The sequence below is a fragment of the Tahibacter aquaticus genome, assembly GCF_004363655.1.
GTDB lineage: Bacteria > Pseudomonadota > Gammaproteobacteria > Xanthomonadales > Rhodanobacteraceae > Tahibacter > Tahibacter aquaticus.
Map to the genome: position 1 here is coordinate 223129 of NZ_SNZH01000001.1, position 18303 is coordinate 241431.

Sequence of the window (18303 nt, forward strand, 5' to 3'; positions counted from 1 at the left end):
CGCAGCCGCATGCAAGAGCCGAACGAATGACCGACCCTGCACCGACTGCCGCACCCGTGGCGGAAAAACAGCGCCACGACGTACTCGACAGCCTGCGCGGCGTCGCCCTGTTCGGCGTGCTGCTGGTCAACCTCCGCGATTTCTCGCTGTATGGCCTGCTGACGGCCGAGGCGCGCGAGGCACTGCCGACGGCAGCGCTGGACCGTGCCCTCGACGTCGTCATGGCCGCACTGATCGACATCAAGGCGGCAACCTTGTTCTCGCTGCTGTTCGGCGTCGGCTTCGCGCTGCAGATGCAGCGCGCCGGCACGGACGGCGACGCGACCACGCGCTACCTGCGTCGCTTGCTGTTGCTGCTGCTGATCGGCATTGCCCATGCCTGGCTGCTGTGGTGGGGCGACATCCTGCGCTACTACGCCATGCTGGGCTTGCTGCTGGTGCCGCTGGGACGCTGTACTGCGCGCCAGCTCGCCATCGCCGGCGCCGTTGTCGCGCTGTTCGCCCTGCCTCTGCTGCGGCCGTGGATAGTGCCGCTGCTGCCCGGCCTGATGCCTGCCGACCAGGCTGCCGCCGCGGCCTTCGCCGCGTTCAGCGGCGACCAGGTCGGCGATGCGCTCGCGGCCAATCTCGACTACGACCTGCGTATGCGCCTGGCCAACTGGAGCCTGGCGTTCTTCGTGCTGGGCCGCCTGCTGCTGGGCGCTGCACTGGGTTTTGCCGGCGTGCTGCAGCAGCCGCAACAGCATCTGCATTTCTGGCGCCGCCTGCTGCAGGCCGGCGCGGGCGCGGGAGTGGCGCTGACCGCCTTCGTGCTGCTGCGCGATCACGGCCTGCTGTTTGCCGACGGCTGGTGGACATCGACTGCGGCGCGCAGCGTTTCCAGCGTGCTGCGCAGTGCCAGCTCCATCGCCATGGCGCTGGCTTACATGGCTGCGCTGGTGCTGCTGTTCCAGCAGGCGCGCTGGCGCCGGCTGCTGTTGTGGTTTGCACCGGTGGGACGCATGGCCCTGAGCAATTATCTGGGCCAGAGCCTGCTCGGCATCCTGCTGTTCTACGGAATAGGCCTGGGCCTGGGCCCGCGACTGGGACTCAGCGGCATCGTGCTGGCGACGCTGCTGATCTACAGCACGCAGGTCTGGCTGAGCCGGCTCTGGCTGCGCCGCTTCCGCTTCGGCCCGGCCGAATGGCTATGGCGCAGCGCCACCTACGGCCGGCTGCAGCCGATGCGCAGGCTTGCCGCGGCCTGACGATTCGCCAGGCCGTTGAATCCCTGCAAGAATTTTCAAATGGCGGAACGGCCCTGGCGTTACTTCGGCAATTCCAGCTTCAGGCTTTTCCAGAATTTCTGCAGCATGGCCACGTCGGCGGGCTCGCGGTCGTCTTCCATCATGCTGATGACCAGATAGCCGCCCTTGCTGCTGCCCGTGGCGAGTACATAGCGGTCCCAGGACTCGCCCGCAGACTCGGTACGCGCAAGCTTGCCCTTGAGCTCGCTGCCATCGGCCAGCGTGCGGCTGGCCGCACTGATCTTGCGCTGGTAGCCCGCAGCGACTTCTTCGTCGGTCATCTCGCTGACCATGAGGTCGACCAGCGCGGTCGGGTCGACGCCTTCATAACGCTGCACCAGCACGCCGTTGCCGTTGGCCGACACCATCATGATCTGGCGCACGCGCTTGTCCACGTCGCTGGCAGTGGGCTGCACGGCAGCCGGATGGTCGAAGGCCATGCCGCGATCGCGGAAGGTCTGTTCGGCCTTGCGGGCCAGACGCACCTTCACCTGGCGGCCGTCGTCGAGCGTGATCTGGGTATCCTGGTCCAGGTCCAGTTCGGTCTGCTTGCCGCCGATGTCCAGAACATAACCGCCGGCGGTGGCTGCGTTGGCCAGCAGCAGGCCGGCGCCAAGCAGAAGTACACGAATGCAGGAATAGAGGCGCATGGGCGTGTTCGTGATGGAGGACGCATGATTGTACGGCCTGGCCTTGCCAAGCACCCGCCGGGCTTCTATCGTCGTTGCTGCGTTGCAGGCCGGCGTCTGCGCACGAGGAAAGCGTTGAAGATCACAGCATTGGCTTTGGCGGGCAGCCCGCAACCAGCGGGCACCGGCAGCAGGACGCGCACGGTCCGGGTATTCGCCAGTCACGGCGGCCTGTGGCCCGGCGCGAACGCGGTCGCTACCTACCGTTTCCGATCTTCCCGACCCGGGCTGGCCAAGGAGGCTGCATGAGTTACGCGGAAAAACGTCGCCATCCGCGCCTGTCGATATTCTCGGCCGCGATGCTGGTACTGCAGGACGAAGGCTTCCTCAGCGAGGTGAAGGATCTGTCCCAGGGCGGCGCGCGCGTGGCACTGCCGCGCAACTGGAACCTGCCCATCGCCACGCAGTGCCAGCTGTTTCTGATCTTCGATCAGGAAACCGTGATCGGTCTGCGCGTGCGCGTGGTGCGCGTCGGCAGCGACGACCTGGGCCTGGAATTCATGCCGGACCAGGAAGAGCGGGTTGCCGCCGTGCTGTACGAATCGCGCTTCATCGAGCAGGAGTAGCACGCCCCCATGAGCAGCTATCTCACGCCCATTCTGTTGCTGCTGGCGTCGAACGTGTTCATGACCTTCGCCTGGTACGGCCACCTGAAGTTCACCGACCGGCCGCTGTGGATCGTGATCGGGGTCAGCTGGGGCATCGCCTTCTTCGAATACTGCCTGCAGGTGCCGGCAAATCGCTACGGCATCGCCGTGTTCAACCCGGCGCAGCTCAAGACGCTGCAGGAAATCATCACCCTGGTCGTGTTCGTGGCCTTCTCGGTGTTCTATCTCGATGCGCCGATCAAGTGGAACCACCTGGTCGGCTTTGGCCTGATCGTGGTGGCGAGCTTCTTCATCTTTCTCGACTGAAGGCGCGGTCACGGCCGCCACGTGTCGCCGCATCGAACAGATTCCCGGTGGTCTTGCCGTCCAAGCCGCAGTGCGAGCACGCGCGGCAGCAGCATAGTGAGTTGCCGCGACGGCGTAGCGCATTGAAAGACAGCGGAATTATTCAACTGCGGCGGCAGCGCGGAAGATCAGAAGCGGATTCGCCCGGTCAGCATGTCGCGCAGCATCACCCAGTCGCCGGCAAAGCTGTAGAGCGGATGCTTGAAAGTGGCCGGACGGTTTTTCTCGAAGAAGAAATGACCGATCCAGGCAAAGCCATAGCCGCTGAACAAGGCGCCCAGCGCCCATAGCGCATTGCCGCTGATCAGAGCCGTTGCCAGAAAAACCAGCGCGAGCGAGCTGCCGGCATAGTGCAGGCGGCGGCAGACAATATTGCTGTGCTCGGCAAGATAGTAAGGATAGAACTCGCCGAAGCTGGCAAACGAGCGCGCCGGGGACGGGGTTTCGGACTGGGACATGGCGCGGTCTCCGCTACGCAATGGCATGAAGGACGGCAAGGCTGAATGGAAAGCCAAGGCCGACGATACTGCGCCCGTCGCGCGGGCGCCAGGCGTCAACCCGCGCCAGCCAGGGGCGTTGTGGGCAGTCACATCCCGCCCCTCCACTGGAGTCAGCTCATGCGCCGTCCCGTACTTGCCCTTGCCCTCGCCGCCCTGTTCGCCGCCGGCGGCAGTGCCTTTCTCGCCACCACGACTACGGCCCAGGCCGCCAGCAATGCGCCGGCTGACATGGCCGCCGCCCAGGACGGACCGCAAGCCGCCCCGCACCGTGGTCAGCGTCACGGCCGCGGCAATTTCGCCGGCCGCCAGGGCGGTGGCCCCGTCGCCATGGCCATGCGCGACCTGCGTGCCCTGGAACGCCTGTATCTGCTCGATGGCCGCGGCAAGGACATCGAAGGCTTGTATCGCGACGTACTGGCCAGGACGCAGAACCCGGCCATCCGCCAGTTCGCCTACGGCCGCATCGCCCGCAACGAGCTCAAGCCGGCCGATGCCGGCAAAGCCATCACGACCTTGCGCCAGAGCCTGGACGAAAACCTCAAGCGCCTGCCGCAGTAGCCCGCAGCCGCCGTTCCAGTTGCGCAAAATTGCACGCTGCGGCACTGCAACCCGATACGCCCGGCGCGCATCTTAGGAACCGGAAGACGGATCTCCTACCGTCGACCAACCCGCCGGAAAGCCGCCCCCATCGGCTTTCCGACTCCCCAACGGGCGCCGCAAGGCGCCCGTTCTTCGCCGGGCGCCCGCACGTTTGCGAAAATGCACAAGACGAAAAAACCATTGGTTCAATAAGCGGCAAATACAACGCGACCGACGCAATGCACCGCGAAGTATCGGACAGTACAGCCCGGACCTGGCCGCGGCGGCGCAATTCGCTGCGCTCATCGCGCCCGGCCATCGCGCCCTACTTTTGTCGTTCCTCGGCCTTGGCCTGGTTCCACAACGCGTCCTGGGCGGCAAGATCCAGCGCCGCCATGCCACCTTCGGCGGGGGCCAGCTGTTCCATGCGGCGGAAGCGCCGTTCGAACTTGGCATTGGCCTGGCGCAGGGCAGCGGATACGTCAACGCGGGCATGCCGCGCGAGATTGACGCAGACAAACAGCAGATCGCCGATCTCGTCGCCGAGGCGCTCCGCACTGCCGCCGGTATCGAATTCGGCGCGCACTTCGTCGATCTCTTCGTGCAGCTTGTCGAATACCGGAGCAACATCGGGCCAGTCGAAACCCACGCTGGCGGCGCGCTTCTGCAGCTTCAGCGCGCGCTGCCATTCGGGCATGCCGCGGGAAATGCCGGCCAGCGCACTGCGGTCGTCTTCGCCCCGGGCGCTGCGCTCGGCGCGCTTGTGTTCTTCCCAGGCCTGGGTCTGCGCCTGCGCGTCGGCCACGCTGCTGTCGCCGAATACGTGCGGATGGCGCCGGCGCATCTTGGCGCAGATCGCGGCCACGACATCGTCGAAGCCGAAATGCCCGGCTTCTGTCGCCATCTGTGCATGGAACACCACCTGGAACAGCAGGTCGCCCAGTTCGTCGCAGAGCGCGCCCATGTCGTTGCGATCGATCGCATCGGCAACTTCGTACGATTCTTCAATTGTATACGGTGCAATGCTGGCGAAATCCTGCTGCAGATCCCAGGGACAGCCGCCCTGGGGATTGCGCAGCGCCGCCATGATCGCGAGCAGTTCGTCGATACGCGCCATCAGGCAAACAGCCTTGCCCAGTCGGTAGCCGGATCGCCGAAGGCGATGAAGTCGCCGTTGAGCAGGGATTCGCGTGCATTGCAGCGCAAGGGCAGTCCGGCGAAATCGATCACGCCGCCGCCGGCCTGCTCCAGTACGCACTGGGCCGCCGCGGTATCCCATTCCGAGGTAGGGCCCAGGCGCAGGTAGAGATCGGCCGCGCCTTCGGCGATGCGGCAGAACTTCAGCGACGAGCCCAGCGGCCTGCGTTCGACCGGGCCAACCCGGGACAGCAGTTCCGCCTCGCGCTCCAGCCCGTGCGAGCGGCTGCCCGGCACGACCAGCGGAACGGCGCGCGGGCGCGTGCGCAGACGCGCGGCTTCCCGGCCGTGCCCTGGCTGGCCGAAGGCGCCGCCGCTGTCCCAGGCGAACCACAGCTCGCCGGTCACCGGCGCCTGCACCACGCCCAGCACCGGGCGCTGGTGTTCGATCAGCGCGATGTTCACGGTGAACTCGCCGTTGCGCTTGACGAATTCGCGCGTGCCATCGAGCGGGTCGACCAGCCAGTAGCGGGTCCAGTGCGCGCGTTCCAGATAGGGAATTTCCGCGGACTCTTCCGACAGCACCGGCAGGTCAGGCGTCAATGCGGCCAGTCCGGCCAGGATGACCCGGTGTGAGGCGATGTCAGCGGCGGTCAGCGGCGAACGGTCTTCCTTGTGCTCGACCGCGAAGTCGCTGTCGTAGACCTCAAGGATGGCCTGCCCTGCCTGCTGCGCCAGCGCGCAGGCATCCAGGCAGAGCTGTTCCAGCGGCAACGGCCTCATGCGCCGGGCCTGAAGCGGCCGGCGAGGTATTCGCGCGCGATGAACAATGCGGCGATCGAACGGCCTTCGCTGACTTCCTCGTGCCCGAGCAATTTGTGCAATTCCGACAATTTCCACGGTACCACTTCGAGCTCTTCCGGCTCGTCGCCTTCCAGCCGTTCGGGATACAGTTCCTGCGCCAGCACCACGTGGGTCATGCTGGTCATGTAGGCCGGCGACAGCGACAGCGTGGTCAGGATGCGCAGCTGGCGCGCGCCGAAGCCGATTTCTTCCTTCAGCTCGCGATTGGCTCCCTGCTCGACCGTCTCGTCGCGATCCAGACGGCCCTTCGGCAGACCCAGCTCGTAACGGTCGACGCCGACGCCGTATTCGCGCACCAGCAGTACCGTGTCGTCGTCGCGCATGGGCACGATGATCACGGCACCGAGGCCGGAGCCCTTGAGCCGCTCGTAGGTGCGGCGCTGCCCGTTGGAAAATTCGAGGTCGACTTCCTCGACGTGGAGAAAGCCGCTGGCATCGGCCAGGCGGGTGGCGTGGATCTTAGGGCGTTCGCGCATGAGGGGCGATTCTACCGAGTCACCGTGCGCCTGCGTAGACAATATGCGGCGGAGTTACCGCGCGCCGGCGGATTTCGTCGACAGACGCTCTCTGGCCAGCCCCGCTGGCGTAACAGGCACGCCTCGCGCCCGTGCCGGCTTGTCTCTGCCGTCCAGCGGAACTCTTGCCGGGTACAAGCAACTCAGCCAGCGACGGCTGGTGCGGCAGCGGCAAGCGTCACGCACACATGCCGGCCATCTCACTACTGGGCGTTCTCCGCATTGAAGATTTCGCGCCAGGACTCGCGCCGCCAATACTGTGCGCGGACGGCAAAGTCCTGGCCCGGAGCCATGGTCTGGCCGCCCCCCAGCTGTGTCGCCAGCTGCACGATAGAGCCGGGCTGCGGCGGGGTTGCCGTGAAACGGCCGACGGTATTCGGCGTAGTCCCTGCACCTTCGACCTGACCGGTCGAGCTGCCTGCATCGCCTTTCACCGCCATCAGCGCACCGCGGTTGCTGGCTTCGCAGGGATCGGCCAGTGCGTCGGGCATGAAGGTGGATAGCCAGGCAATATTGCTGACATACAGCGGCGTCGCCGTGACCACGTTGCGCTCGCCCGGGGTCAGTTCCATTCTCCAGCCGCTGGCCGACGGCGGAACGTTTGCCGGCACGCCGCCTTCGCGCAATGCACCGTTATCCAGGAAGGTCTGCGCCACCAGCCCGGCCGGCAGCAGCGGATAGCCCGAATAACCGCTGCCGTAGTCGCGCACGCCGTAGAAGTACTGGCGCGGGATATTCGTCGTGCGGTCCTCGTTGCCGAGGTATTTGCCGGTACCGAACACCCAGATCGGCCGATTGACGCGACCGTCGCTGGCAATGCGGCTGGCGCGGTCTTCCATCGCGACCGGCATCACCGTGACCGGCTGCTTGCCGATGTCGGCCGCCGTGGCATACGTGGCGAAGAACTGCTCCACCTTCCATTGCGCCGGATTGGCCGAGGACAGGTCATAGCGCCAGAGATTGCCGGCCAGGTCGCCGGCCATCACCACGTCGGTGGTGCGGTTCAGATCGCTGTCGAAGGCGGCCGGCGTGGAAAGGCCGTAGCTGACGACACTGGCCGGTGTCTGGATTTCCCGAATGACGGCGCCGGTGGCCATATCCAGCACGAACAGGGAGCTTTGCTTTCTTGCCGCGGCCGGGTCGTCGGCATCGAGACCTTCCTTGGGGAAATAGCCGCCGGCGACGAGCACGGCCCAGGCGCCGTGGTTCAGTCGCGCGATGTTCGCCGAGGAATAGGTATAGCCGAGGTTGGCGCCGCCCTGTGATCTGTTGCTGAACTCCCACAGCACCTTCTGCGCGACCTGGGTTTCGTTGTTCGCCAGCGGCGTGGTGATGTCCAGCGCATAGACCGCCCGGCCGCCCAGGCGCAACGAGCCCACCAGCACGGTTTTCCAGCTATTGCCGATGAACACGTCAGCGGAGATCGGCGTGTCGTCCGCGCCTGGCACGAGGTTGGGCTGGGAAATCGTCGTACGCGCAATGCGGCCATTGAGGATCAGCGTATTCGGTACATAGGCCCAGCGTTCGGCGCCGCTGGCGGCATCGAAGGCGTGCAGCATGCCGTCGTTGGAACCGACATAGACCGTCGGCGGCCGGGTCGATGGATTGCTATTGCCGCTGACGAACGACTCATAGGCGGCGCGGCCTGCCAGCTGTTCCGGCGACCCTGGCGGAAAGTCGTCGGACAGGCCGCCGGGCGAAGACACGTACAGCGGCTGCGAATAGATGATCGAGCCCAGCAGCGACTGGCGCTGGCGGAAGTTCGGTGCCGCGGTTTCGCCGGAGCGGTCGCCGCGCAGGTAGTTGACGCGCTGGTCTGCCAGGCCGTCCACGGGCCAGTTGGCCGGGTTTTCCACCTGCGCGATGCTGCCGCTTTGGGTATACGGATACTTGTTGAGAACAGTTCTTTGTTCCGGGCTGAGATTGGCCGGCTGGAACGGCTGGCCGCTGCCCGGACCGCCGCGCGAGGTGACGATCTTGCGCGCACTGGCCGGCATGCCGGTCAGCAGGCTGCCGGCATTCCACAGGGGCTGCGTACCGACCGCGCCCTGGGCATTGACGGCAAAGCGCAGCAAGGATCCGGTCCAGCCTGTCGTGGAGAACGTGGTGCTGAACGCGACGCCGCGGCTGGACAGTACGGCAGCGCCCAGGGTCGGCGTTGCCGAACGCCCGGCACGGTTGGCCGTGGCCGTGCGCAGCACCTTGGATATGCTGTCGATGAGCTGCTGCGGATTGGTCACGCTGAAGAAGTTGCCGCGGCTGTTCACCGCAGCGCGCCAGGTATCGTCGAGCTTGCGGTTGTCGTCGCTGTCGGTCCGGGGCAGGAACCATTGCAGCGAACCCTGGCGCAGCGCGCGGATGGTCAGGGCCATGATCGCTTCGTTGCCGCCAGGCAGCACGCCGGGAACGCCGAGTCCGACCGTGTACTGCACCACGTGCTGCCAGTTGGCAGGATCGTTGGCCGGATTGAAGTAGATCTCGTCGTCGCTGAAAGGATCCAGCGGCACCGGCCGCTGCACGGTATTGGTAACGCGGATGGTGCTGTCGGCCAGATAGCGCGGCACCTTGTTGGCCAGGTTCGGCTTGAGGTCGGTGGCCCAGTAGGTGAAGCCGATATCGCCCAGGCTGGGATTGGCATTGCCGGTACCGCTGGAGCCCGTGGCTGCGGCGGTGGTCTGCGCGCTGTAGACGCGGGTGTCCGCGGTGCCGGGCGTATACGCCTTTGCGTCGGGCAGCGTGGCCGCAAGGCTGGTCTTGAGTGCAGTGGTCGTCGGCACATCAGCATTCCAGAAGCCATCGGTAACCAGCAGATGGAAGTTCTGCCGGCAGGACAGTTCCATGCCGCCGCTGGGTACGCCCGCAATCGGCTGCCAGTAGGGATTGGTCGCGCCGCGGGCACTGCCGTTCTGAAGGCGCCCGGCCAGAAACTCGCCAGCGCGGATCATGGCCGAGCGGTTCGGCGTACCGTTGCGGCCCGGTGTTGCGTACAGCCAGCGGAAGAAACCGTTTCGCTGTGCCGCCGTAAACGGCAGGATGGTCGTATCAGCGCCAATCGGGTTCTGGTTGATGTTCTGCCAGGCGATGCGTATCGGGCTGGCTACCGCGGCAAACGCAGAAGAAAGACTGGCCAGCGACATCATGCGGCGCGAACGGTAGTAGGAAAACCAGTTGGCGAAATTCTGCTTTTGCGCAGTGTCCAGGCCGTTGACTTCGACCAGTGCGAGCGTGCCGTCGGCGGCCATCACGTAGTAGAAACCGCCTGTGACCAGCGAGTTGTCGCTGCGCGTGCGGGCGCCGTCGGGAATCGTGGTCCAGGAACGCTCGTTGCTGTTGCTGTACAGCGACTGGTTGCTGGCTAGTGTCTCGCACTGCCCGGCCGCATTGGTGGCCATGCAGCCGTAGTTTTCGTAGCCGCTGAAAAACGCCGTCGACAGGTTGACGGTGTTGACCGGTGTGCAGCGCGGGCCGTAAGAGCCGTCCGAGGGCAGGTTGGCGCAGACGCCGTCGCGCCAGGCATTGGTATAGACCGCCGGAGGAAACCGCGTTACGCCGTCGGGCATCAGTGGCGGCTGATACGTCGTGGCCGGGTTGTAGTAGATGCTGTTGTCGGCGAAGTAGTGATAGCGCGGAGTGCCGCGAAAGTTCAAGGCGCTGTCGGGCATATGGGTGTGCACCATCGAACCCGAATCGTCCAGCGTCACGACGACGTTAGGCTCGGCGCTGACGCTCAGTTCAGGCGGTTCCGCATCGAGGTCGACCGGGTCGGCCAGTGCCGGACTGGCGGCAGCGGCTGTCAGCAGGACGCAATACAGCCACAGGCGACTTTTCGTGGAGGAATTCATTTTGCTACTCCTGCACTCACGGGTTGTAGCTCTTCGGAACCAGGGCGAGGAAAGTGCTTTCCGCAATGCGGTTGACCGCATCGCTGCCACCGGTGGAGCGCGCCGTGATGCGATAGTGGTGCAGTGCCTCGGGGTCGCTGGCGCTGCCCTGGGCAAGGCGGCTGGCGGCGCCAGCCATGCGGCCGTGCCGGGACGGGAAGGCTTCGCCCAGGTCTTCGATCAGTTGCCGCGGCTGCTGCGCCAGCGATGCCGTCGCCCGGTCGGCAGGAAGATTGGTCAGTACCGGCGCATACACCCGTACATCCCTGCCCAGGGGCGGCAGATAGCCCGGCGGCGAGTTGCGGAAGCGCTGCACCAGCGGATTGATTTCGCCGTAGGTCTTCCTGAAGCAGCCGCCCAGCACGCCTTCGTAGCCGCAGCTGAAGCTCAGCGATCCGGATCGGTCGTTCGCCTCGGCCATGGTGTAGAGATCGAACTCGGCGCCGCGCAGCGCGCTGTCGCCGCCCATCAGGCCAAGCTGGTTGTTGCGCATGCCGCCGGTCATGCGTTCCTGCAGCACCGCCGTACCGGATGAGGACAGGGCCAGCAAGGTGATGACGATGAGAAACATAAGCGCGACGAACAACACCGCGCCGCGCTGGCGCCGCGGTTGCGGCAGCGAAAAGTCACGCGCAGTTCCGCTATGCATGGCAAGGCCTCGTCAAGGACTGAAATTGCGGTTGGCGACCAGGCTGACGAATTCGCGCCGCATCATCACGCCGGCTGCGATCCGGGTTACCGGCATCGGCGCGGCCGGATCGACCGGCGGCAACACGAAGCCCGGCCCGTCGATGCTGTAGCGATAGGCACTGTCGGATTGCACCAGGCCGAAATGATTGTCGACCGTGTCCAGCAACAAGTGGACTTCAATACTATGCACCGTGCGCCAGCCGCAGCCGGCTTGCGCCGTCGCCGAGCCGGGCTGGCCGCCGCATCCGCCAGCGGCATCGACTTCGCGCGCCGTCAGGTAAGTGATCTGGTCATTGCCGCGGTGTATGCCGTAGAGAAAATCCAGCCGCTCCACACCCTGTACCAGCTCGTGCTCGACAACCTGGTCGGTATTGCCGGGCTGCCCGGTGCGCGCCTCGCGCCGCACCAGCACCGGAATCAGGCGTCCGCTGGCATCGGGATTCTCGTCGGCGCGCAGCCGCAGGTAGTAGGTGATGGTGACGAAGTCGTCGCTCATGTTGAACACGCGCACTTCGCGCCCAGGCGTATTGGCCGGACAGACGAAGCCACTGTTTGCTGCCTCTACCGAAGGCGCAAGGTCGAAGCCGCCGGGCAGGGCCGCGCTGGCGCCGACGCTGCCGGCACGGAAGATCTGCGGCTTCTCGCAATCGTTGAGCATCACAACCTGCTGCGCCTGGATGTCGAACGGCGGGTCCGCCGGTGCGGGTGGCATCGTCGATGCCGGGGCAGGCTTGACGCGCAGCAGCGGTGTCGGTGTCAGCACGCAGTCGACAACGTCCCAGCCCGAACTGCGCAGCTGGCGCAATACCAGTACGTCGCTGCCACGCACACGATTGCCGGCGGCATCGCCGATGGCGGGCAGGTTTGCCGGCAGTACCGGCTGCGCCGGCAGGCAGTTGCCATTGGCACAGTCGTAGCCCTGGATATAGAAGCGCGCGCTCAGATCCAGCGGCGGCGGTGGTACCGTGAACGTCGGCCCCGGCGTGCCCCAGTCGGGCAGGCGGAACGCGCTGTCGAGCAGGCGCGGTTCGCGCCAGGCGCTTTCCTGGGAAAACTGCGGATCGGCACGATCGAATGTGGCATTCGCGACACTGCCGGCGTTGCTGCAGTACTGGCCGCCGGCCGCACGCAGGTCGGTGTTCATGCGCGTGACGGCGTAGCGCCCATTTTCCTGTACCCGCGCCAGCGCATGCTGCAACTGGTTGGTACTGGACGTGGCCTGGAAGATGCTGACGATGCCAGCGGTCAGCAGCAGCCCCAGCACGACGGCGACCATCACCTCGACCAGGCTAAAACCCGCGGCAGCGTGGCAGTGAGATAGCTGGCGGCGGCTCATGGCTGGAATACCCAGGCAAAAGTCTGCGTGACGGGAGCGCTGCTGGACGCCGCGCCAGGGCTACCGCTATCCAGAGTGGACTCGGCCCAGTTCAGGGTGATGGTGCAAAGGCCGTCGTAAGGCGGATCGGTCGGTCTGCCGGCGACGGTCGCCAGCGAGTTGGTCCAGCCCGAGTTGCGTACGCAGGCAATGCTGGCCTGCGGCTGCGCCAGGAAATTGTTCAGCTCCCGGCTCCAGGCGGCGCCGTCGCGCGCCGCGATTGCGCTGAAATTGCAGGTGGCGCCACGGGTGCAGGCGCTGACGCTGCCGGCCCGCGGATAGCTGCCGGCATAAGCGCCGGACCACACGCCGCGCACGTTCGCGCGCATGCGGTTGGCCATGGATTCGGCAATCGCCGTAGCCTGGGTGCGCTGGTAGGCGCCATGATTGATCTTGACCGAAACCACCAGCAGCCCGGCCATGCCGATCAGGCCGAAAGACATGATCAGCAAGGCGACCAGCACTTCGAGCAGGCTGAAACCACCATTTTTTATACTTCTATGCATGATCGTTCTCAGCAGCCCGATTCATTGGTGCTGTTGCGGCGCATGCTGACCTCGCCGCTGCCGCGCACGATCACGCGGCGCTCCTTGGCGGCGTCGGCATCGGGCCGGCAGACGCTCAGCTCGACCGCGTTGACGAGATCGGGATTGGCGCTGAACAGGCCGCCGTCGACGCTGAAGACGATGCGCTCCGGCCGCTGGTCCAGCGTGCTGTTACGGATGCCGACATCCTGCGGCAGACTGCTGCGGGTCTGGATTACGGTACTGAAGGTGGCGTCGCGCGCGGCATCGGCGCGGATCTGCCAGCCGCTGTTCCAGCTGTCGCTGCCCGAGAGGCTGAACACGGCGACGCGGGTACCGCGTTTTACCGCCTCGCTGCGCGCCTGGTTCAGGGCGACGACCAGATCGTTGCTGAGGTTTTTGATGTTGCCGCTGGTCAGGCTTTCGCGCAGCCAGGGCAAGGCCAGTGCCACGCCGATGGCGACGATCGCGACCGTGGCCAGCAATTCCATCAGTGTGAATCCCGTCGACCGTATGCGTGCTGGATATGGCGATAGTTGAAGCATAGGTTCCCCGCCCGGCTGTCACTCTGCGGGCCAGCGCTCCTGACCCGATCTGCGCGGCGATCGCCGGCATAGCGACGAGGAAACTAGCAATGAAATTTTTCCGAACGCAACGGTATTTTTTGGAATCCCATGGAAGTTATCGCCAATTTTTTTAAATCACTCGCCTTCCGGAAAACGTGAATAATTGATTTCATAGCGCTAAATATCTTTATAGACAATGATTTCTGCGCGAGCCCGTGCATCGTCGGCGCAGGCCCGCCTTGTGCGGCGGCAACACGCGAATACCGTTGGTCTGCGACGGATGGCGGCATTCAAAAACGGCAATGACAGCAAGCGTGATGAAGGTTTCCTGGTCGCAAGCAGAGAAAACTGCCGCACTGCGCGAAGCACTAAATAACCAATCAGGCGTTATTGGATATTTCATCAACTGTTTCTCGCCGGAACGGCGGTTCGGCGGTTCAGCGGTTGATCGGAAAAGATCGCCGATTGCGGATTTCGACGTGCAACACGGCGCACCGCGGAGGTCCGACGACTATGCCGATGCCCCGCTGCGAAGCTCCGCCGGCAGCATTCAAGGGCTTGGCGGGTCAGCGCGCCGCAACCACTGCCGACTTGCTCAATGCAACGAAGCCAACGATATACATTGTGCAAACCATGCATAGGTTTGAATCGGGCTTTATTGTTTCGCCACGCACAGCCAGGGATGTCTCAGGGCCTTGCTTCGCGCAGGCAGCAATGGCCCGTCCCGATCGCAACGCTGTTTCCGCTGGCCCCGGACGGCAGCCCCCCCCATTTTCTTGGCCGGTAGCGGACAGACTTGCAGCGCAAAGCGCCCGGCAAGGCGCTTTGTGCCAGATACCGACATCGGTCAGTCGAGCACCTCGCGCCAGTTGATGCGAACCATTGCATCGGCTGCGCTATTGGGATTCAGCAACTGGGTGATGGGGTTGCCCACCAGCGAGCCGATCAGCAATCCCAACCCGCCACCGGGCAATTCGTAGATCGTGGCTTCGGTCGGCGCGCCCGTGGCCGGAACGAAGTTCGCGACAGGGCTGCCGCCGGCGCCGATCAGCGCCGTGATACCCGTGGCGAAGTTGGCCGCATACACCTTGCCCTGGAAGTTGCACGGGTCGGTTCCGGGCAGCAGCGTCGCCCAGGCCACGACCGGCAGGCCGGCCTGTGTATCCAGATCGACCACGATGCGTTCGGTAGCGCCGCCCGCACTGGCCTGGCCGGTCAGGTCGTAGTACCAGCCGTTGCTCGCATCGGTTATCGACACACCGGCGAGCAGATCGGTGTTCGCAATCAGCTGTCCACGCGACAGCGACGGACAGGTACCCGAACCGTGGCAGGCCGGCTGTTCCTGATTGCCGTCGCGCAGTGCGTACAAGCTCTGCCGCTGCGCCGTCAGCAGATCTGTCGCGTCGAGGAACTGACCCGTGCCGACAAAAACCCAGCGGCGCGTGCTCAAGCCGGTCGAATCGACATCGAGCTCGATGCGCGGCGCGGTGGTGATCGGCTGCGCCGAGCCGTCCGGTGCCGTCAGCGTCGCCAGCACCTGCGGCGGCGGATAGGCGCCGGTCGGCGCGGACAGGTCGAAACGCCAGAGTTTTCCGTTCAGATCGCCAGCGTATACCTGTTCAATTGTATTGTCGGAGAAGTTCTTCGTATAGGCCGACGGCCGCGACAGCCCGGACGGCGAAGCAGCGCTGCCGCCGGTAGTCGCCAGTGTTTCCAGCAGCGCGCCGGTCCTGGCATTCAGCACGAACAGCTTGCCGACGCCGGAGCTGTTGTTGTAGCCGGACGCCACCAGCACCACCCAGCCGTATTTGTAGGTCTTGGCGATAAGAGGCTTGCCATACAGGAAGCCCATGTCGGGATCGCTGAACTCCCACAGCACCTTGTTCTTGATCACGGCTTCCTGCGCTGCGCTGTCGTTCAGCGCCGGCGCCGCGGGGACATCGGTCACATCGAGCGCGTAGACGCCCTTGCCGCCCTTGCCCAGCGCACCAACCAACAGGGTGCGCCAGTCCGGCAGCCCGCTGCCGCCCGCATTGCCGGCGACGCGGTTGAAATCCGCATCGGCAACGGCGGGCGACTGGTCGACGTAGAAGCGATGCGAGAAGGTATTGGCCGTGACGCCGGCGAGATTGCCCAGCGCGGCCAGGCCGCTGACCTGCGGCGTACCGTCGGGGCCCTGGAAGACCAGGCCGGGTACATAGGCAAACAGTTCGCTGCCGCCGCCACCAAGCCCGTTGGCAGCCGGCGCGGCGAAGCCGGCGCCGAACGCATGCAGCATGCCGTCGTTGGCGGCAACGTAGGCGACAGGCGCGCGGCTGGCGACGCGCAGGCGGAACGCCGGATAGCCTGGGTTGGCCGTTTCGCTATAGCCGGGCGACTGCGCCGCCTGCACCAGCACGGCCTTGGAGTTGACGATGTCGCCCAGCACTGATTTGCGCAGGCGGAAACTCGTGCTTTCGCGGCTGCGGTCGCCGCGCAGGAAGTCAAGCAGGGTCGCGTCATTGTTGAGCGCGGCCTTCTGCGCGGTAGTCAGGTTCGCATAGCGGAACGGTATGCCGCCGGCGCTGCCGATGGTCACGATGCGCCGCGTGGTATTCCAGCCCAGCACGGGCGGATTGGCGCCGTTGGAAAGCTGGCTCATCGTGTCCAGCAACGCCTGCGCGTTCCATTGCACGGGCAGCGGCGGCGTGCCGGCGGTCACGGGCACGGTATTGCCGTTGGCGGCGACGCTGGCGACTGCGCCCGTTACGTTGCCGCTCCAGTCGCCTGGCTTATAGGCCGTCGTATACAGGGCAAAACCGGGGGCGGGATTGCGAAAGATCGCCGGGTCCATATTGCTCAGGCTGCGCGACGAGGGAGCACCCGGCCCTGCCGCGCTGAGCACCTTGCGCGAAGCGACGCGATTGAAGATGGTCGACAGGCCGGACTGCACCAGGTCGGGGCGATTGCCGGCAAACCAGTTGTCCGGCACCGTGTCGTAGCTGTTGGAACTGTTGGTGTGCCAGGTGCGGTAGTTGGCCGGAATGCCGTTGTCGTTGATGTCATCGAAACCGCCGTACTTGGCCGCCAGCCAGTATTGCGACGGGCCGGGGCCCGAGGGCATGCCGGCCGGGTTGAAATGCGCCTGTGCGGTCGACGAGCCGTCCGCAGGCCCCGCCTCCAGAACGTCGACCGAAAAGGTATCTACCAGCTGCTTGTCGGCGACATTGGCCCGGATATCCTGCGTGTGGGCGTAGTAGGCCATGCCGACGACACCATAGCCGGAACTATGTCCCGTGCTGGCCGCTACCCCGCCCAGATTGTTCAGGTACGGCGCCGGCAGATACATGGCGGCCGTCGGACTAAGCGAATTGCCGGAGTTCGCCTCCAGCAGCGGCAGCTGTCCCGCCGCCTTGGCGAAAACAGCGGCGTCGAGGCTTCCGACCGGCGCCAGCGGCGCCTGGCCGCTGCATCCGCCGAGACCGTTGCTGCTGAATCCGCTGCTCGGTATCGCCGAATCGCACCAGGTATGCGAGTCGCCGATCATGACGATGGCATTGCCCTGGCAGGTGTACTGCATCGGATCCGATGCGGTGGTCGGGATGACGGGAAAGCCGTCGTACTCGACCTTCTTGCCGTTGACCACGTTGGCGTTGTTCGGGGCGTAGCGCGCGTCCAGCGGCACCTGCATCAGGTGCGCCAGTCCGGTCCAGTAGACGCCGGCCAAGGTGTCCTTGCTGTTGTAGCCGCCGCTGTAGCCGAACTTGTTGAGGTAGTTGATGGAGCCGCTGTTGGCCGACACGCCGTCGCCATAGGCGCTGGCGCTGGCGGCATCGGGGTTGACGACGAAGATGCCCGTGTTTTCGTTCCACTCGGCATTCGGGTTGCTGCTACGCGGGGCCAGGCCGTTGTAGCGCGTCGGGCCGACATCGCGCACCACGGCGCGCAGTGCTCCGTTCGGTTTGCCGGCACCGTCGCGGAACAGATAGCCGGCAGCACCGACACGGACCCGGTCCGCATAGCGCTGGATCAGGCCTACGGGCTTCCAGTTACCGTTGGGATACTGGATGCAGTTGCTTTCGCGCCCGCCGGCCGCCTCGCAGGCACGCACCCGCACATACAGCTGCAGCGCTCCCGTGAAATTCGCGTTGCTCGCTATTTGTACAAAAACACCGCTGTCGGCGCCGTTGCTCAGCTGGGTGGCGCCGTTGCTGCCGCGGAAATACAGGGTCGTGGCACCGGGAAAAAGCGTAGGCGGGAAAAGGCCGGTGAGGCTGGCCGCGGATTTCACCGGTGCTGTGCCGATCGCGAGACGCGAGCGCTGCAGAATCGTCACGCCGTTGCTGTCGACGAGGCGATTGCCGCCGGTCAGGGCCTGGCGGAACGCGTCAAGCCCGGTCATGGTGGCCCAGTTGAGCAGGTTGCCGCTCCAGCGGCCGGGGCACAGGCCGGAAGCGGCCGTACCTACCGGGCTGAAATAGTTGTCGGTCGAATTGGGACCGCTCAGGTAGTCGTAGCACTTCGTATTGTCGAAGTAGCCGAGGTATTTGCTGCTCGCCGAGAACGCTCCCTGGTAGGCAGGCGTCTGCCCCGTCGGAAATTCCACCGACAGCGCCAGCATCAGGTTGGCGGGAACCGTGCTCGCGCTGAAGACCGGCACATCCGACAGCTGTGTCGGCGCGGCCGGTACAGTGGCGGGAACGACGGCCAGCAGGACCAGAGCGGCGGTCTTGGCGCGAAGCGCTAACCGGTTGAAGAGGCGCAT

Annotated in this window: 16 protein-coding genes; 5 read left to right on the forward strand and 11 right to left on the reverse strand. The window is 65.3% G+C overall.

What is annotated here, in order from left to right; genetic code table 11:
- The first annotated feature begins 26 nt into the window (after positions 1 to 26).
- Positions 27 to 1247 carry a DUF418 domain-containing protein gene (locus DFR29_RS00885; RefSeq protein WP_166653794.1) on the forward strand — a complete coding sequence of 407 codons (1221 nt, stop codon included), beginning with the start codon at positions 27 to 29 and terminating at the stop codon, positions 1245 to 1247.
- Between the two features lie 59 nt (positions 1248 to 1306).
- On the opposite strand, the gene DFR29_RS00890 is transcribed toward DFR29_RS00885, so the two are convergent.
- Positions 1307 to 1936, reverse strand: coding sequence for a hypothetical protein (locus DFR29_RS00890; RefSeq protein ID WP_133816669.1), 630 nt, complete (start codon positions 1934 to 1936; stop codon positions 1307 to 1309).
- A 284-nt stretch (positions 1937 to 2220) separates the two neighbouring features.
- Here DFR29_RS00890 and DFR29_RS00895 point away from each other — a divergent pair, with 284 nt between their 5' ends.
- Complete coding sequence (locus DFR29_RS00895) at positions 2221 to 2541, forward strand: PilZ domain-containing protein (RefSeq protein WP_133816670.1); 321 nt, start codon at positions 2221 to 2223, stop codon at positions 2539 to 2541.
- Positions 2542 to 2550: 9 nt separating this feature from the next.
- On the forward strand, positions 2551 to 2889 hold the full coding sequence (locus DFR29_RS00900) for a DMT family protein (protein ID WP_133816671.1): 339 nt from the start codon (positions 2551 to 2553) through the stop codon (positions 2887 to 2889).
- Positions 2890 to 3056: 167 nt separating this feature from the next.
- On the opposite strand, the gene DFR29_RS00905 is transcribed toward DFR29_RS00900, so the two are convergent.
- Positions 3057 to 3386 (reverse strand): Mpo1-like protein, encoded by a 330-nt coding sequence (locus tag DFR29_RS00905; protein ID WP_133816672.1) that lies wholly within the window; start codon positions 3384 to 3386, stop codon positions 3057 to 3059.
- Between the two features lie 159 nt (positions 3387 to 3545).
- On the opposite strand from DFR29_RS00905, the gene DFR29_RS00910 reads away from it, so the two are divergent.
- Entirely contained in the window at positions 3546 to 3986 is a 441-nt protein-coding gene (locus DFR29_RS00910) for a hypothetical protein (RefSeq protein ID WP_133816673.1), read from the forward strand.
- Positions 3987 to 4332: 346 nt separating this feature from the next.
- On the opposite strand, the gene mazG is transcribed toward DFR29_RS00910, so the two are convergent.
- The 8 genes from mazG to DFR29_RS00950 form a co-directional block, all read right to left on the reverse strand.
- A complete protein-coding gene (gene mazG, locus DFR29_RS00915; RefSeq protein WP_133816674.1) occupies positions 4333 to 5124 on the reverse strand; it encodes a nucleoside triphosphate pyrophosphohydrolase in 792 nt (263 codons plus the stop codon).
- The gene (gene cysQ / locus DFR29_RS00920) at positions 5124 to 5927 is read right to left on the reverse strand and encodes a 3'(2'),5'-bisphosphate nucleotidase CysQ (protein ID WP_133816675.1); all 804 of its coding nucleotides are present in this window, start codon (positions 5925 to 5927) and stop codon (positions 5124 to 5126) included. The genes mazG and cysQ overlap by 1 nt, the downstream gene beginning before the upstream one ends.
- The gene (nudE, locus tag DFR29_RS00925; protein ID WP_133816676.1) at positions 5924 to 6484 is read right to left on the reverse strand and encodes an ADP compounds hydrolase NudE; all 561 of its coding nucleotides are present in this window, start codon (positions 6482 to 6484) and stop codon (positions 5924 to 5926) included. Before nudE ends, cysQ begins: the two co-directional genes overlap by 4 nt.
- A gap of 242 nt (positions 6485 to 6726) precedes the next feature.
- A complete protein-coding gene (locus DFR29_RS00930; protein ID WP_166653795.1) occupies positions 6727 to 10365 on the reverse strand; it encodes a pilus assembly protein in 3639 nt (1212 codons plus the stop codon).
- A 16-nt stretch (positions 10366 to 10381) separates the two neighbouring features.
- Positions 10382 to 11053 (reverse strand): pilus assembly PilX family protein, encoded by a 672-nt coding sequence (locus tag DFR29_RS00935; RefSeq protein ID WP_133816678.1) that lies wholly within the window; start codon positions 11051 to 11053, stop codon positions 10382 to 10384.
- A 12-nt stretch (positions 11054 to 11065) separates the two neighbouring features.
- The gene (locus tag DFR29_RS00940) at positions 11066 to 12430 is read right to left on the reverse strand and encodes a PilW family protein (RefSeq protein ID WP_133816679.1); all 1365 of its coding nucleotides are present in this window, start codon (positions 12428 to 12430) and stop codon (positions 11066 to 11068) included.
- A complete protein-coding gene (pilV, locus tag DFR29_RS00945) occupies positions 12427 to 12975 on the reverse strand; it encodes a type IV pilus modification protein PilV (protein ID WP_133816680.1) in 549 nt (182 codons plus the stop codon). The genes DFR29_RS00940 and pilV overlap by 4 nt, the downstream gene beginning before the upstream one ends.
- Before the next feature lie 8 nt (positions 12976 to 12983).
- Positions 12984 to 13538, reverse strand: coding sequence for a GspH/FimT family pseudopilin (locus tag DFR29_RS00950; RefSeq protein WP_133816681.1), 555 nt, complete (start codon positions 13536 to 13538; stop codon positions 12984 to 12986).
- A 338-nt stretch (positions 13539 to 13876) separates the two neighbouring features.
- On the opposite strand from DFR29_RS00950, the gene DFR29_RS00955 reads away from it, so the two are divergent.
- On the forward strand, positions 13877 to 14200 hold the full coding sequence (locus DFR29_RS00955; protein ID WP_133816682.1) for a hypothetical protein: 324 nt from the start codon (positions 13877 to 13879) through the stop codon (positions 14198 to 14200).
- A 206-nt stretch (positions 14201 to 14406) separates the two neighbouring features.
- On the opposite strand, the gene DFR29_RS00960 is transcribed toward DFR29_RS00955, so the two are convergent.
- Positions 14407 to 18303, reverse strand: a complete 3897-nt coding sequence (locus DFR29_RS00960) for a pilus assembly protein (RefSeq protein WP_133816683.1) — start codon at positions 18301 to 18303, stop codon at positions 14407 to 14409.

What these genes read in the sequence shown, in the direction of transcription:
- mazG (WP_133816674.1), bottom strand. Translation starts at nt 5,124, where the DNA reads ATGGCGCGTATCGACGAACTGCTCGCGATCATGGCGGCGCTGCGCAAT.
- DFR29_RS00895 (WP_133816670.1), top strand. Translation starts at nt 2,221, where the DNA reads ATGAGTTACGCGGAAAAACGTCGCCATCCGCGCCTGTCGATATTCTCG.
- DFR29_RS00890 (WP_133816669.1), bottom strand. Translation starts at nt 1,936, where the DNA reads ATGCGCCTCTATTCCTGCATTCGTGTACTTCTGCTTGGCGCCGGCCTG.
- pilV (WP_133816680.1), bottom strand. Translation starts at nt 12,975, where the DNA reads ATGCATAGAAGTATAAAAAATGGTGGTTTCAGCCTGCTCGAAGTGCTG.
- nudE (WP_133816676.1), bottom strand. Translation starts at nt 6,484, where the DNA reads ATGCGCGAACGCCCTAAGATCCACGCCACCCGCCTGGCCGATGCCAGC.
- cysQ (WP_133816675.1), bottom strand. Translation starts at nt 5,927, where the DNA reads ATGAGGCCGTTGCCGCTGGAACAGCTCTGCCTGGATGCCTGCGCGCTG.
- DFR29_RS00960 (WP_133816683.1), bottom strand. Translation starts at nt 18,303, where the DNA reads ATGCGCCTCTTCAACCGGTTAGCGCTTCGCGCCAAGACCGCCGCTCTG.
- DFR29_RS00930 (WP_166653795.1), bottom strand. Translation starts at nt 10,365, where the DNA reads ATGAATTCCTCCACGAAAAGTCGCCTGTGGCTGTATTGCGTCCTGCTG.
- DFR29_RS00935 (WP_133816678.1), bottom strand. Translation starts at nt 11,053, where the DNA reads ATGCATAGCGGAACTGCGCGTGACTTTTCGCTGCCGCAACCGCGGCGC.
- DFR29_RS00885 (WP_166653794.1), top strand. Translation starts at nt 27, where the DNA reads ATGACCGACCCTGCACCGACTGCCGCACCCGTGGCGGAAAAACAGCGC.
- DFR29_RS00950 (WP_133816681.1), bottom strand. Translation starts at nt 13,538, where the DNA reads ATGCTTCAACTATCGCCATATCCAGCACGCATACGGTCGACGGGATTC.
- DFR29_RS00900 (WP_133816671.1), top strand. Translation starts at nt 2,551, where the DNA reads ATGAGCAGCTATCTCACGCCCATTCTGTTGCTGCTGGCGTCGAACGTG.
- DFR29_RS00910 (WP_133816673.1), top strand. Translation starts at nt 3,546, where the DNA reads ATGCGCCGTCCCGTACTTGCCCTTGCCCTCGCCGCCCTGTTCGCCGCC.
- DFR29_RS00940 (WP_133816679.1), bottom strand. Translation starts at nt 12,430, where the DNA reads ATGAGCCGCCGCCAGCTATCTCACTGCCACGCTGCCGCGGGTTTTAGC.
- DFR29_RS00955 (WP_133816682.1), top strand. Translation starts at nt 13,877, where the DNA reads ATGAAGGTTTCCTGGTCGCAAGCAGAGAAAACTGCCGCACTGCGCGAA.
- DFR29_RS00905 (WP_133816672.1), bottom strand. Translation starts at nt 3,386, where the DNA reads ATGTCCCAGTCCGAAACCCCGTCCCCGGCGCGCTCGTTTGCCAGCTTC.